The organism is Nonomuraea sp. NPDC049269, assembly GCF_043197155.1.
Classification (GTDB): domain Bacteria; phylum Actinomycetota; class Actinomycetes; order Streptosporangiales; family Streptosporangiaceae; genus Nonomuraea.
In genome coordinates, this window is record NZ_JBICSO010000013.1 from 195,510 (window position 1) to 211,861 (window position 16,352).

General features: G+C 69.4%; 15 protein-coding genes. 8 read left to right on the plus strand and 7 right to left on the minus strand.

Annotated features, from left to right (window positions below; genetic code table 11):
* Nucleotides 1–45: 45 nt before the first annotated feature.
* Together ACGFNP_RS54940 and ACGFNP_RS54945 are read right to left on the minus strand one after the other, a co-directional pair.
* On the minus strand, nucleotides 46–4,332 hold the full coding sequence (locus ACGFNP_RS54940) for a GH92 family glycosyl hydrolase (protein ID WP_393332229.1): 4,287 nt from the start codon (nucleotides 4,330–4,332) through the stop codon (nucleotides 46–48).
* A gap of 60 nt (nucleotides 4,333–4,392) precedes the next feature.
* Nucleotides 4,393–4,854, minus strand: a complete 462-nt coding sequence (locus tag ACGFNP_RS54945) for an RDD family protein (RefSeq protein WP_358318306.1) — start codon at nucleotides 4,852–4,854, stop codon at nucleotides 4,393–4,395.
* 88 nt (nucleotides 4,855–4,942) lie between these two features.
* Between ACGFNP_RS54945 and ACGFNP_RS54950 the strand changes: the two genes are divergently transcribed.
* The 6 genes from ACGFNP_RS54950 (at nucleotide 4,943) to ACGFNP_RS54975 (ending at nucleotide 11,437) form a co-directional block, all read left to right on the plus strand.
* Nucleotides 4,943–6,055 carry a hypothetical protein gene (locus ACGFNP_RS54950; RefSeq protein WP_358318305.1) on the plus strand — a complete coding sequence of 371 codons (1,113 nt, stop codon included), beginning with the start codon at nucleotides 4,943–4,945 and terminating at the stop codon, nucleotides 6,053–6,055.
* A 95-nt stretch (nucleotides 6,056–6,150) separates the two neighbouring features.
* Complete coding sequence (gene glnA, locus ACGFNP_RS54955) at nucleotides 6,151–7,575, plus strand: type I glutamate--ammonia ligase (RefSeq protein WP_358318304.1); 1,425 nt, start codon at nucleotides 6,151–6,153, stop codon at nucleotides 7,573–7,575.
* A 295-nt stretch (nucleotides 7,576–7,870) separates the two neighbouring features.
* Nucleotides 7,871–9,214, plus strand: a complete 1,344-nt coding sequence (locus ACGFNP_RS54960; protein WP_393332234.1) for an alpha/beta fold hydrolase — start codon at nucleotides 7,871–7,873, stop codon at nucleotides 9,212–9,214.
* Nucleotides 9,215–9,221: 7 nt separating this feature from the next.
* The gene (locus tag ACGFNP_RS54965; RefSeq protein WP_393332237.1) at nucleotides 9,222–10,403 is read left to right on the plus strand and encodes a sensor histidine kinase; all 1,182 of its coding nucleotides are present in this window, start codon (nucleotides 9,222–9,224) and stop codon (nucleotides 10,401–10,403) included.
* On the plus strand, nucleotides 10,400–11,059 hold the full coding sequence (locus tag ACGFNP_RS54970) for a response regulator (protein WP_393332240.1): 660 nt from the start codon (nucleotides 10,400–10,402) through the stop codon (nucleotides 11,057–11,059). Before ACGFNP_RS54965 ends, ACGFNP_RS54970 begins: the two co-directional genes overlap by 4 nt.
* Before the next feature lie 144 nt (nucleotides 11,060–11,203).
* A complete protein-coding gene (locus ACGFNP_RS54975; RefSeq protein ID WP_358318298.1) occupies nucleotides 11,204–11,437 on the plus strand; it encodes a hypothetical protein in 234 nt (77 codons plus the stop codon).
* A gap of 119 nt (nucleotides 11,438–11,556) precedes the next feature.
* Here ACGFNP_RS54975 and ACGFNP_RS54980 read toward each other — a convergent pair whose 3' ends face one another.
* Nucleotides 11,557–12,831: an MFS transporter gene (locus tag ACGFNP_RS54980; protein ID WP_358318297.1), complete on the minus strand. Its 1,275-nt coding sequence runs from the start codon at nucleotides 12,829–12,831 to the stop codon at nucleotides 11,557–11,559.
* 84 nt (nucleotides 12,832–12,915) lie between these two features.
* Here ACGFNP_RS54980 and ACGFNP_RS54985 point away from each other — a divergent pair, with 84 nt between their 5' ends.
* The gene (locus tag ACGFNP_RS54985; RefSeq protein ID WP_393332245.1) at nucleotides 12,916–13,893 is read left to right on the plus strand and encodes a LysR family transcriptional regulator; all 978 of its coding nucleotides are present in this window, start codon (nucleotides 12,916–12,918) and stop codon (nucleotides 13,891–13,893) included.
* Nucleotides 13,894–14,107: 214 nt separating this feature from the next.
* On the opposite strand, the gene ACGFNP_RS54990 is transcribed toward ACGFNP_RS54985, so the two are convergent.
* Both ACGFNP_RS54990 and ACGFNP_RS54995 read right to left on the minus strand, forming a co-directional pair.
* Entirely contained in the window at nucleotides 14,108–14,545 is a 438-nt protein-coding gene (locus ACGFNP_RS54990) for a type II toxin-antitoxin system VapC family toxin (RefSeq protein ID WP_393332248.1), read from the minus strand.
* The gene (locus ACGFNP_RS54995) at nucleotides 14,542–14,814 is read right to left on the minus strand and encodes a CopG family transcriptional regulator (protein ID WP_393332251.1); all 273 of its coding nucleotides are present in this window, start codon (nucleotides 14,812–14,814) and stop codon (nucleotides 14,542–14,544) included. The genes ACGFNP_RS54990 and ACGFNP_RS54995 overlap by 4 nt, the downstream gene beginning before the upstream one ends.
* Nucleotides 14,815–14,999: 185 nt before the next feature.
* Here ACGFNP_RS54995 and ACGFNP_RS55000 point away from each other — a divergent pair, with 185 nt between their 5' ends.
* Complete coding sequence (locus ACGFNP_RS55000) at nucleotides 15,000–15,278, plus strand: hypothetical protein (protein WP_358318293.1); 279 nt, start codon at nucleotides 15,000–15,002, stop codon at nucleotides 15,276–15,278.
* 91 nt (nucleotides 15,279–15,369) lie between these two features.
* On the opposite strand, the gene ACGFNP_RS55005 is transcribed toward ACGFNP_RS55000, so the two are convergent.
* Both ACGFNP_RS55005 and ACGFNP_RS55010 read right to left on the minus strand, forming a co-directional pair.
* On the minus strand, nucleotides 15,370–15,726 hold the full coding sequence (locus ACGFNP_RS55005) for a hypothetical protein (RefSeq protein ID WP_393332254.1): 357 nt from the start codon (nucleotides 15,724–15,726) through the stop codon (nucleotides 15,370–15,372).
* 11 nt (nucleotides 15,727–15,737) lie between these two features.
* The gene (locus tag ACGFNP_RS55010; protein WP_358318290.1) at nucleotides 15,738–16,322 is read right to left on the minus strand and encodes a TetR/AcrR family transcriptional regulator; all 585 of its coding nucleotides are present in this window, start codon (nucleotides 16,320–16,322) and stop codon (nucleotides 15,738–15,740) included.
* Nucleotides 16,323–16,352 lie beyond the last annotated feature (30 nt).

Here is a 16,352-nt window from a genome sequence, read left to right on the forward strand (position 1 = left end):
CCGTACCGGGTTAGAAATCTAACCCGGTACGGTTTTTCAGTCCGGCTAGAGACCCTTGCACTGCCCGGCCGACGGCCCGGAGACCGTGTTGGGCAGGCCGTTCCCGGTCGGGGCCGGGGAGTTGCCCGTGCAGGTCAGCGGCCCCTTGACCGTGCTGGCGGCGATCAGTGGCCCGCTGTCGCCGATCAGCGTGACCGGCCCGCCAACCGTCGACTTCTCCAGCGACAGCTCCTTCACCGAGGTCGCCGTGAGCGGTCCGCCCACGGAGGTGTCCACCAGGACCAGCCGGGCGGCGTTCACCGCCGTGACCGGCCCGCCGATGGTGGCGCCCCGCGCGATCAGCGAGGCGCCCTTGCGTACGACGACGGGGCCGGTCACGTTCGCGCCGGCCGTCAGACAGGTCACGCCGGAGCCGGCCGTGAGCGGTCCGCTGTGGGTGCCGGTGACGGTCTGCGTGCAGGCCGGATCCGGTACTGCCAGCAGTTCCAGCTCGGCCAGCGTGCCGGAGGTGGTGAGGCGGTACTGGGCGTACCGGCCGGGGCGGGCGACCTTGAAGGGCCGGGTCTGCTTCGCCTGGTCGAACGCCTGGCCGTCACGCTGGTCGATGACCGTCCAGGTCGTGCCGTCGTAGGAGCCTTCGAGCCGCCACGACAGCGGGCCGGGGGCCGCCGAGGTGAGGGTGTAGAAGTCCACCTTCTCCCGCACTCCCGCCTGGAGGGTGATATTTCCGGAAATGGTGGCTTGGGTCAGCGAGGTGTCATCCGACAGCGCCGCCGGGCCACCGGTGACCGGGATGTCGCGCATCGGCCGGGGCGTCTCGCCGTCAGGCGTGATCGACTCCGGCGGCTCGCCCCACGTGGACGGCGTGGACCCCATCGCGAAGTCCAGAACGGCCCCGCGAGCCAGTACGTCGTGCGGCAGCGCGGTGGACTTCCACGCGCTGCCGTTCACCTTGAGGCCCTGGACGTAGACGTTCTTGGCGCTGTTGGCCGGGGCGTTGATCACCAGGTCCTTCCCGCCGGGCAGGTGCACGGTTGCCTTGGTGAACAGCGGCGAGCCGATCGCGTAGTCCTGGCTGCCGGCCTGCAGCGGGTAGAAGCCGAGGGCGCTGAAGACGTACCAGGCGGACATCTCGCCGTTGTCCTCGTCGCCCGGATAGCCCTGGCCGATCTCGCTGCCCAGGTACAGCCGCGACAGCGCCTCCCTGACCTTGGCCTGCGCCTTCCACGGCTGCCCCGCGTGGTCGTACATGTAGATGATGTGGTGCGAGGGCTGGTTGCTGTGGCCGTACTGGCCCATGCGGACGTCCCTGGCCTCGCGCATCTCGTGGATCACGCCGTTGTACGAGCCGGGGAAGGTGGCCGTCTCCTGGTCGGCGAAGAACGCGTCGAGCTTCTTGGCCAGGCCCGCGCGCCCACCGTAGAGGGCGGCGAGTCCGGTGCCGTCCTGAGGCGCGTGGAAGGCCATGTTCCAGCCGTCGGTCTCGGTGTAGTCGTAACCCCAGACGCGGGGGTCGTAGTCGGCCTTGGTGTGCCGCCACTTGCCCGTGGAGTCGCGGCCCTGGAAGAAGCCGACCTCCGGGTCGAACATGTTGACGTAGTTCAGGGCCCTGTTACGGAAATATTCGGACTCCTCCAGGTAGCGGGTTTTCTCCGGACCGGTGGCGGTCTTCGCCAGGGACGCGGCCATGGTCGAGATGCCGAAGTCGTTGATATATCCGTCCATGGCCCAGGACAGGCCCTCGCCTACCTCGTTCAGCGCGGTGTACCCGCGGAAGATCGAGGTCTGCAGTCCCTTGCGGCCGACGGCCGGGTTCGTCGGCACGACGGTGGCGTTCTTCACCGCCGCCGCGTACGCCGACTTCGCGTCGAAGCCGCGCACGCCCTTGCTGTAGGCGTCGGCGAAGGCCACGTCCGAGCTGGTGCCGACCATGAGGTCGGCGTAGCCGGGCGAGGACCACCGGGCGATCCAGCCCCCGTCACGGTACTGCTGGACGAACCCGTCGATCAGCTCGCCCGCCTCGGGCGCGAGCAGCGAGTAGGCGGGCCAGGTCGTCCGGTAGGTGTCCCAGAAGCCGTTGTTGACGTAGATCTTGCCGTCCACGATCTTGGCCCCGGTCTGGGTGGGGGTGTCGGGTCCGGTCCTGGCCGAGACCGGGCTGGCGTACTTGTAGGCGGGTGTGGCGGCTGTGCCGGTGTTCTCGAAGCCCGAGTTCGGATAGAGGAACAGCCGGTACAGGTTCGAGTAGAGGGTGGTGAGCTGGTCGGGCGTGGCGCCCTCGACCTCGACGGTGCCCAGCGTGTCCTCCCAGGCGCGCTGGGCCCGTGCCTTGACCTCGTCGAACGTGCCGTTCTCCAGCTCCAGGCTGCGCTTGGCCTGCGCCACGCCGAGGAAGGAGGTGGCGATGCGCATCGTGACCTGCTTGGCGGAGAAGGCGAGGTAACCCGTCACGTTGTCGCGGCCCGCCCCGGTCAGCTTGCCGCCGGCGGTGGGCTGCTGGTCGAAGACCGCGTAGACGTACATCCGGGTGGCGCCCGCTGACAGGCCGCTCCGCGTGTCGGTGAAGCCGGTGACGACGCCCTGGTCGATGCTCAGCCCGCCGTTGTTGTTGTAGTTGTCGAAGATCAGGCTGCCGCTGTCGCCGGGGAAGGTGAAGCGGAACACCGCCGCGTGGTCCGCGGGCGCGATCTCCGTACGGATGCCGTTGAGCAGGTCGACGCCGTAGTAGTACGGCTTGGCGGTCTCGCCCGAGTGCAGGAACGGGGTGGCCCTGGCGACCCGGTCAGGGTTCGGTGTGGCCAGCAGCGACGGCATGACCTGGAAGGACTGCCGGTCGCCCATCCAGGGGCTCGGCTCGTGGCTGGCGGCGAACGCCTGGATGGTCGGGACGTTGTCGGCGTTTCCGTTGCGGTGGTACTCGTACAGCCACGAGTTCGACCCGGAGCCGGTCATCGGCGTCCAGAAGTTGAACCCGTGCGGCACGGCCGTGGCCGGGAAGTTGTTGCCCCGCGAGAAGCCGCCGGTCGACTGGGTGCCACGCGTCGTCACCACGTGGTCGGCCAGGCTCTCGACCTGCCGCGGCTTGGCGTTGACGAGCGTGATGTCATCGACCCAGCCCTTGAACGGCAGGGGCCCGGCCGGCGCGTCGAAGGCGACCAGGATGCGCTTGATCCGCTTGCCCTTGGCCACGTCGCCGATGCGGGAGCGCTGGAAGTTCCACTGGTCGGCGTAGAGGGTCTTGGACTCGCCCTGCGCCCGTGGTGTCAGCGTGATGCCGTGCTGGTCCTTGGCGTTCAGGTCGCTCAGGTAGGTGCCGTCGGCGAAGGCCAGGTCCACGCTCGCGTACGTGCTGGGGTAGCTCAGCGAGGCGCCGGTGAACTCGGGGAACAGCACATACGACAGTTCGGTGTCGGCCGTGACCTCGATGTCCGTCTCGAACACCTTGTTGGCCGAGTGGCCGCCGCCGCTGGTGGTCGTGCTGCCCGAATAGCGCAGCGCCTTGAGGCCGGTGTAGCCGGCGCGGGGCTTGGCGGTGTAGCCGCTGCCGGGGCCGGGGCCGATCAGGCTGCGCATGTCGGAGGGCGGTTTCGGGGCGGAGTCGCCGTCCGAGAGCTGGAGCTCGGCGAGCTGGACGATCGTGCCCGAGCCGATCCGCGTGACGTTGAGGCGGTAGTAGAGGTAGGAGCCCGGGTTCGCCACGTCGAACTCGCGGGTCTTGAGCCGGGCGTCGAACACCTCTCCGGCCCGCGTGTCCACGGCCGTCCAGCTCTGCCCGTCCGCCGACCCTTCGAGGGCCCAGTCGCCCGGGTCGCGCTGGGGCGCGTCGTTGGCGGAGGCCATGGCGTACCGGGTGACCGCGATGGGCTTGGACAGCTTCACCGACACCCAGCCCGTACTGGTGAACGCCAGCCACTTGGTGTTGACGTCGCCGTCGAGCAGGTTCTCCTTCACCTCGCCCGAGGGGGTGTTCTCGCCGCTGGCCGCGATGTCGACGACCTCGTCGGTGATGTTGCCCGGGATGCCGCCCGTGGTGCTGCCGGTGATCCCCTCGGCCTTCCTGCCCTCGTCCACCGTGTTGAGCCAGGCCGGCTGCGGGTCGCCGGTTTCGAGGGAGGAGTAGAAGAGCGCCCCCGGCGGGGCGGTGCGCACCGCCCCCCGTCTCGCGTTCGGGGACGGCGTCACCTCCTCGATGGGCGTCGGCTGCGTGGGTGCCGCCGACGGCGCGTCCGACGGCAGGGGTGACGGAGGCGGATCGGCGACCGCCACCCCCGATAACCCGGCGAATCCCAGTGAGGCCACGGCCGCCACGACCGCAAGATGTGCTCTCCGCATGTCGCCTCCTGACAACGTTGTCAACAGCAGATCCCGCGCAGACAACGTTGTCAATGAGGCTCACATACGAACGACCATCGTGTTGGAGGCGCGGTCGTGGACTCCCCTGTGGTCGCGATCCCAGATGAGCGCGGGCACGGTCAGGCAGAGCAGCAACGTGCGTACCAGGACGGGCAGCAGCCGCGGGTTGCCACCGTCCAGCGCGGCGACCCTGATGCCCGCGAGCCGGTGCCCGAACGTCTGCCCCATGAACCCGACGAGCAGCGCGTACTGCAGCGCGAACACCGCCACGACCGCCCACGGCGACTCGGCCGGGTTCATCCTCAGCACCAACTGCACGACCACCCAGGTGCAGATCATCCAGTCGATGACCAGCGCGGCGATGCGCCGCCCCCACCCGGCGATCGCACCGCTCCCCTGCTCGGGCAGGCCCAGGCGTTCGCCCGGGTACCCGAGATCGACCCCGGCCGCCCTGACGCCCCCCAGCCAGGTCTGGGTCCAGCGCGGTTCGTTCCTGCTCATGCCCTCCACGGTATCCGGCAGGGGGGCCGGTCGGGATCGTGACCCATTCGCGGCACAAAGATCACTTTTCTCCCCCATCATGTTCGCCATGACGAACGGGGATGACTTAGACGCGCGCTTCAACGAGCTCGTCGCGCAGATCGACGCGGACGAGCAGCGCAGGATGCGCGCGGCGGCCACCCGGGGGAGCCGGCCGCCGCGCTCGGACAAGGCCATGCGGCCTCTGGGGCGGGCCGGCCGCGGGCTGCTGGCCACCGCCGCGGTGATCACGGTGATCGCCGCCGCGGGCGCGGTCGTCGCCTTCCGCCCCGACCTGCTGATTCCTTCAGGTCGGCCGGCGGGCCCGGTCCCCGAGGAGACCCAGCCGGTGATCGCGGCCCCGGAGGGGGCCGGCGCGGCGACCGCGACCCTGGAGACGACCGGCACCGCCATTCCGGAGGCGACCGGCACGACGGGGACGGCGGCTCCGGGAGGGGAGGCCGCCGCGGATCCCTTCGAGGGCTCCCCCGCCGAGAAGTACGCCGACGGCGCGGCGGGCTTCGTGATGCCGAAGGCGAAGGCGATCGGCGGCGTGTCGAAGAAGGACGTCGCGAAGGCTCTGGACCGTACCCGCGAGCTCATGGCCGCGGCCTATCTCGACCACAAGACGCTCATGGGCGGCAAGCCGACCGCCTTCGTCAAGCTGCTCGACCGCGAGCAGCGCGTCTGGTTCCGGAAGAACCTGGATCCGCGGAAGAAGGGCAAGGACGACCCCGACAGCCGCGGCTGGGTGATCAGCTTCGCCCCGAAGACCGCCCAGCTCTCCACCGACGTCATCAAGGTCAACGGCAGGACCACACTGACCAAGGCCCGGAAATACGGACGCAACGGCGCCCTGGTGAAGCTGAACTACATCATCACCTATGCCGTGCACCGCCCAGGAGCGCCCGCCACGACGATCCGTCTCGTCGCTCACCCCACCGGCAGCGTGTTCGTCTTCCGGGAGGCGGGAGAGCTCGTCCTGTGGCTGGCGAACTGGGGTTACAGCAGCACTCCCGCGCGCTGCGACGTGGACGACGCCTTCATCCACCCCGACTACCCGGACTCGGCTCCGGACGCGGTGGAACCGACCGGCCCGCCGTCGGACCCCTACGATCTGGGCAAGGAGAAGGGTGGCGAAGAAGACCGTAAGGATGGGTGTCGCGCTTCGAACCCGACCTGAGCCCGCTTAACATGTGTGAAACAACCGAGACACCGTTCGGAAACGGCCACGACTTAACGTCGGCCTGATAGCCATGTCCCCAGGGAGGTTCGAGAGTGTTCAACTCCGCCGACGACGTCCTGAAGTACATCAGTGACGAAGGGGTGCAGTTCGTCGATGTCAGGTTCACCGACCTGCCGGGGACGACGCACCACTTCACCTTCCCGGTCGAGAACTTCGGCGCCAGCGTCTTCACCGATGGCCTCATGTTCGACGGCTCGTCGATCCGCGGCTTCCAGGCCATTCACGAGTCGGACATGCTGCTGCTGCCCGACCCGTCCAGCGCCGTGATCGACCCGTTCCGCCAGCACAAGACGCTCAACATCAACTTCTTCGTACACGACCCGCTGACCGGCGAGGCCTACAGCCGCGACCCGCGCAACGTCGCCCGCAAGGCGGAGGAATACCTCAAGGGCACCGGCATCGCCGACACCGTCTATTTCGGTCCCGAGGCGGAGTTCTACATCTTCGACGACGTCCGCTTCGAGACGCGGCAGAACGCCGGCTATTACTACATCGACTCCATCGAGGGCGCCTGGAACACCGGAAAGGCCACCGAAGGCGGCAACCTCGGCTACAAGCCCCGTTACAAGGGCGGATACTTCCCGGTCCCGCCGATGGACCACTTCACGGACCTGCGCTCGGAAATGGTGCGCAACCTCATCGAGGCCGGCATCGACGTCGAGATGCAGCACCACGAGGTCGGCACGGCCGGTCAGGCGGAGATCGACTTCAGGTTCGGCACGCTGCTCAAGACGGCCGACAACCTGATGCTCTACAAGTACGTCATCAAGAGCACGGCCCTGGAGTACGGCCACACGGTCACGTTCATGCCCAAGCCGATCTTCGGCGACAACGGCTCCGGCATGCACTGCCACCAGTCGCTGTGGAAGGACGGCTCGCCCCTCTTCTACGACGAGGTCGGCTACGCGGGCCTGTCCGACACGGCCCGCTACTACATCGGCGGCCTGCTCAGGCACGCTCCGTCGCTGCTGGCGTTCACGAACCCGACGGTCAACTCCTACCACCGCCTGGTCCCCGGCTACGAGGCCCCGGTCAACCTGGTCTACTCGCAGCGCAACCGCTCGGCCTGCGTCCGCATCCCGATCACGGGGTCCAACCCGAAGGCCAAGCGCATCGAGTTCCGCGTGCCGGACCCGTCGTGCAACCCGTACTTCGCCTTCTCGGCCATGCTCATGGCGGGCCTCGACGGCATCCGCAACAAGATCGAGCCCCCGGAGCCCGTCGACAAGGACCTCTACGAGCTACCTCCGGAGGAGGCCCGCCAGGTGCCGCAGGTGCCCGGCTCCCTCCCCGAGGTCCTCGCCGCCCTGGAGGCCGACCACGACTACCTGCTCGAAGGCGGCGTCTTCACGCCCGACCTGATCGAGACGTGGGTGGCCTACAAGCGCGAGAACGAGGTCGACCCGATCCGGCTGCGTCCGCACCCGCACGAGTTCGAGCTCTACTACGACATCTAGTCCGACCAGAACGGCCCGGAACCGACCACACCGTCGATTCCGGGCCGTTTCTGTTCTGGCTCCGCGTGGGCCAGCCGCGCACATCGCGTTCGCCGCCGGAGGATATGCCGGATGGCAGATGCCCGCGCATGCCGGTCAAGGCAATGCTCGAGCGGTGAAGAAGTTGCGTAGAGCGCTGGCCGGTCTTCTCTTCGGCACGACCATGGCCGCCGCCCCGCAAGCTCCGGCCCAGGCTCTGAGGGCTGAGCCCCCCGTTCCGGTCCAGGTCCTGAGATGGGCTGAGTGCGGGGACGGTATGGAATGCGCCAAGCTGGGCGTACCGATCGACTGGAAGCGGCCCGGCGGCCCGAAGACCCAGGTGGACCTCGCGAGGATGCCCGCACGTGACCCCGCACGAAGCCTCGGCTCACTGGTGGTCAACACCGGCGGTGGCGGGGCGACCATTCAGGACGTGCGGTCCATGCCCGCGGTGGTGTCGGAGCTGACCGCCTGGTTCGACGTCGTCCTGATCAATGCGAGGAGCGCGGTCAGCCGGGGCAGCACCTCGATCGTGGAGTGCGCGACGCCGCCGCCCGGCCTCACCGGGCTGATCCTGCGGCCCGACGAGAAGAGCTGGCGCGCACACGCCCGGGCGAACACCGCTTACGACGCCTCTTGCCGCAAATCCATGGGCGCCGCCTACGCGGGACTGACCTCCTGGCAGGTGGCCCATGATCTGGAGGCGCTGCGTGCCGCGCTCGGCGAGCCGAAGCTGCGTTATCTCGGCAACTCCTACGGCACCGTGTTCGGGCAGGCCTACCTGGAGTCGTTCCCCGAGAAGGTCGGCCGGATGGTGCTGGACGGCGTCGCCGACCACACCCAGGCGTCACTAGAGAGATGGCTGTTGGACAACGCGCTCACCGAGGAGCGACAGCTCAGCCGCTTCCGCGACTGGTGCCGGGCCGGGTGCGCGCTGGGCGACGACGACGCGATCGAGGTGTTCGACGGCCTGCTCGCCCGCGCCCGCCATACCCCTCTGCCCGCGGGAGCACGGACGTTGAACGAGCGGGAGTTCCTCGTCGCGGTGCGGGAGGGACTCACCCCGCCCGCCTGGCCGAGGCTGGCCGCAGCACTGCGCAAGGCCTCCGACGGCGACGCCACAGACCTGGCGAACTTGCTGCCTCCTGCCGTCGAAGGCCCCGGATACCCCCATGGTGCCCTGCTGTGCCGCGACTTCATGCCGAAGGTGCCCGGCTACCGCGGTTTCCTGGCGGTCGAGTCGCGCCTGCGCGTGGCCGCGCCGCGGATCGGCTGGATCCAGGGCCGCTACCAGCTCGCCCGCTGTCTCGGCATGGGCAACGCCTCCTCTTATCCGCCGCATCCGCTGCTGACGCGAGGTGTGCCACCGGTGCTGATCTCCATCGGCGACGCCGACGACAACACTCCGAACCTCGCCGCCGAGCACATGGCCGCGCAGCTCCCCGGGGCACGCGTGGTCAGGCACGGTGACGGGCACGCCGCGTACCTCATGCAGAGTGCCTCTGGGCTGGGCGCCACCTGCCTGCGCCAGTACGTCCACGACTACCTGACCGCCGGGGCACTGCCTCCGTCCGGGGCGCGTTGCCCCGGCGACCTGGTGGCTAGGATCCCTCGGGGGTGAACTGACCGTGATCGGAGCCTGGCGGGCGCTGCCCGCGCTCGCCCAGGACGCCGTGCTGGCGGCCGCGACGGCGCTGCTGACGTTGGGGGTCCCCCTGCTGGACGCCACCATGTCCAGCCTGAACGGCTTCACGCCCCTGTGGGGAATGCTGGTCTGCGCGGTGTGCGCGCCGCTGACCGTACGCCGCCGACTGCCGCTCACCGCGGCCCTGACCTCGGGTGCGGCCGTCCTGCTCGCGATCATTCTGAGCCAGCCGCAGGTCGGCGCCTGGGTGACGGTCGCGGCGTTCAGCTCGGCCGCCTACCACCGTGACGGAGGACGGCTGCTGCCCACGATCGCTGCGACCTGCTGGCTCGTCGTGCTCGACCTCATGCTGGTCGGTACTCCGACATACCCCTCCCAGTTGGTCATGGCGGTGGCCGCCGGGCTCGGCCCAGTCGCGCTCGGCCACGCCCTGCGCCTGCAGCACGACCGGTCCCGGCAACTCGCCCTGGTCGAGCAGGTCCAGGAGCGCGCCCGGATCGCCCGGGAGGTGCACGACGTGGTGGGCCATCATCTCAGCGCGATCCGGCTCCAGGCCGTGGGAGCACGGCGGGGCACTCCCGCGGACGCCGAGCGGGCCCTGGAGACGATCGCCGAGATCTCCGGCACCGCGCTCGGGGAAACCCGGCGGCTGCTCGGTTTGCTTCGCGACGAAGACGCGGGCACCGATCTCGGTTCGCTGGCCGCGCGCCTGTCGCGTCAGGGACTGCGTGTGCGGCTGGACGGTGACTCCCTGCGCGAGGGCGTGCCGTTGCGAGTACGGCACGCCGCCTACCGGATCGTGCAGGAGTCACTGACCAACGTGATGCGGCACGCCGGAGTCTCGCAGGCCGCGGTACGGATCGGCAGAGACGGCCAGGTTGTGGCCGTCGTCGTAGAGGACGATGGGCAGGCGGTGCCCGGCCGATCGGCCGCATGGGAGGGGAGCGGAGTGCGCGGCATGCGAGAGCGGGCGGCGATGCTCGGCGGCACGCTGACGGTGGGGCCACGCGCTCCGCGCGGCTGGCGAGTCACTGCCCGTCTGCCCCTGGACGCGCCCCGCGAGACGGGAAACCAGCCGAACGCGATCGACGGCACGCGCGCAGTCGCGGGCCGCCTCCAGCCGGAGACCGCGGACGGCCACGGCACGCGACGGGCCCGCCGGTGAGCATTCGGGTGATCGTCGCCGATGACCAGGCGCCAACCCGGGAGGGCCTGCGCCTGCTCCTGTCCTCCGAACCGGATCTGGAGGTCGTGGCAATGGCTGCGGACGGGCTACAGGTGGTCGAGATGGCCCGGCGGCACCGGCCTGACGTGGTGCTCACCGACATCCGCATGCCGCGCATGGACGGACTGACCGCGATTCGTGATCTTCTGGCCCTCGCCTCCGCACCGGCCGTGGTCGCGCTGACCACGTTCGACCTGGACGACTACCTTTTCGGCGCGCTGCAGGCGGGCGCGGTCGGGTTCTTACTGAAGGAGAGCGACCCTGGCCTGATCATCGATGCGGTACGGGCCGCCCACGAGGGACAGGGGCTGGTGGATCCTCAGGTGACCCCGCGTCTGCTGCACCGCTTCGCGGCCACCTCCCCGCGCCCGGCCACCGACGAGATGGGCGCGCTGACGCCACGCGAGACCGACGTACTGCGCCACCTGGCCGCCGGAAACAGCAACGCCGAGATCGCCCAGGCCCTGGTCATCTCACCCGGCACGGTCAAGATCCACATCGAGCGGATCCTCGCCAAGCTCGGACTACGCACCCGCGTTCAGGCCGCCGTCTACGCCCACCGCCACGGACTCATCACCTGGGCGGACCTACCGTGACCGACGCGATGCCCTCACGCCGACATTAATGATCGACTGCTGCTGGCAGCGTTGATCGATGGCGGTTACCGTGATCTCAGATCACGCAATTGGCCTTGGCATTCGCTCTGGCCTGAAAAGCCCGGTGGATCTGGAGGAACGTCCATGAACATCAAGCGAGGGGTTTTAGCGGCGGTATTGGCTGCCGGCGCGCTCGCTCTCGGCTCGACCCCGGCACTTGCTATTCCTCCTCCCCCGCCAGGGGGCGACAACCTCCTCGTCATCAGCTACTACAGCGGAGACCAGATCGTCGGACAGCGCTGGTCCGGGTGCAGTCAGCCTTCGGGCCAGTGGGGGATTCTGGAGGGCACACAGAAAATCTTCTTCACCCCCTGCTGAGCGAGTGGGAAGAGGCTTTCCTGTCTGGCACTAGAAATCGCTCGGACGGTTAGCGAGACACGCGGCCAGCCCCCGGAGTGGCCTTTGGCGGCTCCGGGGTATCACGGAGGACTCCGCGATTACTTCCCGGCGGGAAGTCCGACGTCCACGGTCGGCACCGTCCGTCGGGCGCGGGCCGCGAGGCCGTAGCAGGCGCACGTCAGTGCGGTCAGAGAGGCGGCCACCGGCAGGGGGTGGGACAGGCCGCCGAGTACGGCCACACCGAGGGTGGCGCCGACCTGGCGGGAGGCGTTGAGGACGCCGCCCGCCGTACCCGCCGTACCGGGCGGCGCGCTGGTGACCACGCCCGCCATCAGCGCGGGCAGCACGAACGACAGCCCGAAGCCCATCACGACCAGCCATGGCGCCAGAACATCGGTGAACGAGACGCCCGCCAGGCCGATCGCGAGCAGGGCGAGGCCGCCGAGGATCGGTGGGCGGGGGCCGTAGCGGGCCACCAGGCGGCCGGTGAGCAGCGGGTTCACCGTCATCGGGAGGGTGAGCGGCAGGAAGGCCAGCCCGGTGGCCAGCGGGGTCAGGTGGCGGCTGTCCTGCAGGAGCAGGGTCAGGACGAACAGGGCGCCGGAGAAGGCGAAGTTCGCCACCGCGCCCGCCAGCAGTTCCGGCCAGGTCACCGCGAGCAGGCCGCCGGGCAGGGCAGGGGCGTGGCTACGGCGCTCCACGAACACCAGCGCGCCCAGGGCCGCCAAGGCCGACAGCCCGGCGATCAACGACGAGTCGATCAGGGCTTCGGCGAGCAGGCCGAGGAGTACGCAGGCCAGCGCCTGCACGCCCCAGTCGATGAGGCGGTGCCCCCGGCCTGAACGGACCTTTCGCATGGCCAGCAGGCTGATCAGGGCGAGGGGCGGGTTGAGGAGGAAGACGGCCCGCCAGCCGTACACGTCGACCAGCAGGCCGCCGAGCAGCGGGCCTGTGACCAGGGCGGTGCCGGTGATGGCGGCCCAGAGGCCGGTGGCGCGGGCGCGGGCGGCCGGGTCGGGGAAGAGCTCGGGCAGGAGGCCGAGCGAGCCGCCCGTGCAGAGCGCGCCCGCCACGCCGAGCAGGGCGCGCAACGCGATCAGTGCGCCGAGATGGGGCGCCGCGGCGCTCAGCAGCGAGATCACCCCGAAAGCCAGCACGCCGATCTTGAAGATCCGCGCGGCGCCGTACCGGTCGGCGATCGCTCCCCCGGTGAGCAGCGACGCGGCGAACGCGACGGTGTAGGCGTTCACCGCCCACTGCTGCCCGGCCAGCGAGCCACCCAGGGAGGCACGCAGATCGGGCAGCGCGATGGTGAGCACGGTCGTGTCGAGGATCACCAAGAAGTAGGCCAGGGAGAAACCGAACATCTTCATGCCCCTCAGCCTGCTAAAAGACGATATTTCCCCTCAACAGGCGCGACCGCAGGGGGCATTCGGGAAAACCGTATGCTGACATCTGTGGATTTGCGTCAGTTGCGGGGGTTCGTGGCGGTGGCAGGGGCGGGCACCGTCACCGGAGCCGCGAACACCCTCGGCCTCGCCCCGGCCTCGGTCTCCGAACAGGTACGCAGGCTGGAGGACAGCCTCGGCGTCACCCTCTTCGAGCGCACACCCCAGGGCATGCGCCTGACCGAACCCGGCACCACCCTGCTCACGCGGGCGCAGGGCCTGCTCGACCACGCGGACGAGGTACGGCGTGCGGTGACCGGCGAGCGTCACCGTGTTCGGATCGGGGCGCTGGAGATGCTGGCCGCGGCCAAACTGCCCGCCATCGTCCGCCACCTGTCCGAACGCCGCCCCGACCTGGAGGTGGATGTACGCTCGCTGACCAGGCAGGCGTTGCTGTCCGAGGTGGCCGGCGGCGGCCTGGACGCGGCGCTCCTGCTCGACTCCGGTCCCCGGATCGGCGGCCTGGGCTTCACCCCTCCGGCCGACCTGGACTTCCTGGACGTGGGCGAGGTCAGGCTGCTGCTGGTCGCGGCTCCGGACGGTGACCGGGAGCCGCTGCTGGTCAGCACGCCGGGTTGCTCGATCCGGCTGGCGGCCGACCAGTTGTTCGGCGCCCGGGTGCCGCGCAGGGAGCTGACCAGCATCGCCACGGCTCGCGAGTGGACCAGGCAGGGCTTCGGGAGAGCGCTGCTCCCCGACTTCGTCCTGGAAGCGGACCTCGCCTCCGGCGCGCTGATCCCGCTCGACTTCGCCCCCGAGACCGATGGTGCGCCGGTCCCGCCCGACTTCACGCCCGAGAAGGACGGCGCGCCGGTCCCGCGCGACGTCCCCCTGGAGACGGGGCCGGACTCCGGCCTACCGGTGGGACCGGACTCCGGCGTACCGGTTCCGCTCGGCTACGAGGCGCCGACGCTGGCCCTGCGGCTGGTCTGGCTGCGCAGCCGCGAGGCCGCCCTGCGCGACGTGCTCTACGCGATGAGCGCCTGACCGCGCTTGGGACGGTAGAGGACGGGATCGCGGTCACATCAGGCCGGACGCCCCCGCTGAGCAATGAGCCGCTGATCAACGGAGGCGTCCTGGGTGGTCCAGGGCGCTGGAACAGAGCACGACCACCAACTCCCCGACGCTCACCGATCCGCGCGGCGACGTCAGCGTTGGCGTTCAGGGCGGCGTCCTGGGTGGCGGCCGGGAGCGCAGCGGGTCAGACTGGAACGACCTTGACCGTGAAGTTTCCGGCGCCGCACGGCTGACTCGAGCGGTCCAGACGCTCCCCGAGGAGCTTTTCCAGGTCGTCCGGGTCGGAGGTGAGAATCCGGGCGGGCTTCTCGGCGGTGGTGATCGCCGTCGCGGCGACCATCGCGTCAATGGCGTACTTGTGACCGTGCAGCCCTGCGGATTTGAGCAGGTCTGACGCCCTCTGGGCGAGGTCCTTGGTGAGCGGTTCCACCGTGAGCCGGGACAGCGTCCAGGCCAGCCGCGCGGGATGGACTCTGTCATGATCGGCCTCGACGATCGTGACGGCGCTGATGACGACACGGATGTCGTCCTCGAGAGCGACGGCAAGCCGGGCGGTCATCTTGCGATCGGCTCGCAAATACCGCGAGAGGGCTTCGCTGTCCAGAACCCAGGTGCCGCTCACGCCACCCCACCGCGGGTACTGAGTCCAAGCATCTCCTCCCGAGCTGCCTGGATCTCCGCCCCGGTGAGCGGGCCATGGATCTCTTCACTGGCTCTGATGAGAGCGGCCAGGTTGTCGCGCTCGATCTGCCGCCGGACTGCCGCCTCCACATACGGAGATACACCACGCTTGCCGACACGCTGGCGCACCGACTCGATCACGCTGGAGTGGAACGAGACCGAAACCGAGACCGTGGGATCCGCCTCGGGCATCTCAGCGACTTCATCCATCCACCGATTCTAGCAAATGTTTTGCCAGAGGCGCTGGCCATGACCGTGCAGCACGGCGGAGGCGAACAAGTGGACGTGCGCCGCCGACTGGTTCCTGCGGTGTAATGGGGAGGAGTCTCCCTTCATGACGTGTGCCCCGGGATGACGCTGACACCCGGCACATCAAGCGGCATGAACGGGAAGCCATGGCAGCGGAGTTCGCGATCGGCGAGTACATCCTGGTGCACGACGGCAGGACCTTAGATGTCTTCCACTGTCTGGCGGAGGCCAAGCGATACCACGTGGCGTTCCTCGGAGTGGACGCGAAACCACACCGGGACGGCTTCAAGGTCACGATCGGCACCAGGTACGACGGCCGGATCGTCAACGGGGTGCCGCTGAAGATGGATCAGCAGCACTTCGCGCGTTTCCAGGAGTTCATGGCCGCCGTGATCGAGGCGCGCGATGGCACGACCGCCCAGTAGCCGCGCAGGACAGCTCCCGAGCCCTATGAGCGGGCGAGGAACCGGCCGCTGAGCTGCGCGATACAGGGTCGGGGTCATGGCGGCGGGCCGCTCATGCGCGGGTGATGTGCCTCTCCACGAGGTCGACGGTGGCGCGGGGGTCGTCGACCTCGACGACCAGGCGGGTGTAGCGTTCGTCGGCCAGTTCGATGACGACGGCTTTGGCCGCGTCGTGGACGTCCCAGAAGACGCGCTCGCCGTCGAGATGGAAGGTGCCCGCGGTGATCACTCCGGGGATGTGGGCGCCGGGTGCGCGGATGCCCTTGGGACTTTTGATCATGCCGGGGTCGGCGGTCGCGCCGCGGATGTTGGCCAGCGGGATCGTCAGGCGGCTCTTCAGCGCCCAGAGCTTGTCGAGTCCTTCGATCTCCACGACCAGCGTGTCGCCGTCGACGTGCAAGTACGCCATGTCAGTACTCCTTAGATGGTGGGTGAACTGTCGAGGTCATCCGGGGCGAGGCGTCGCACCAGAGCCGCCGCCGCACGGTCGGATTCGGTGGCGGCGGTGGTGGCTCTGGCGCGTAGCCGGAGCCCGATCAGCGCCGCGGTGAGCGCCTCGGCCAGCGCCGGCGACGGCTCGGCGGCGCGGCCGGGTGCGGCGCCGGTCAGGACGGTGCCGATGGCCTGGTCGAGAGCGTCCAAGGCGGCGCTGACCTCGGTGCGGACCTCCTGATCCACGGGTGCTCGTTCGGCCGCCGCCATCAGCAGGAGGTCCAGTGCGCCTCCGTCGTCGTGTACGGCCAGCGTGCCGCGCACCGCCTCGGCGAGGTCGCCGGCCGCGCCGACCGCGGAGACCAGCGGGCGCACCTGGTGCTCCACGTGCCATCGCAGTGCGGCCAGGTACAGCCCCCGCTTGCTGCCGAAGGTCTTATACAGGCTGTTGCGGTGTACGCCGAGGTGGGTGACCAGGTCGTCGACGGAGACCCCGTCGTAGGCCCGGTCCGCGAACAGCGCCGCCGCCGCCCGGATCACCTCGGTTTCGTCGAACCCTCTCGGCCGTCCCATGTGCCGACCATACGCGTTAAGGAACGAATG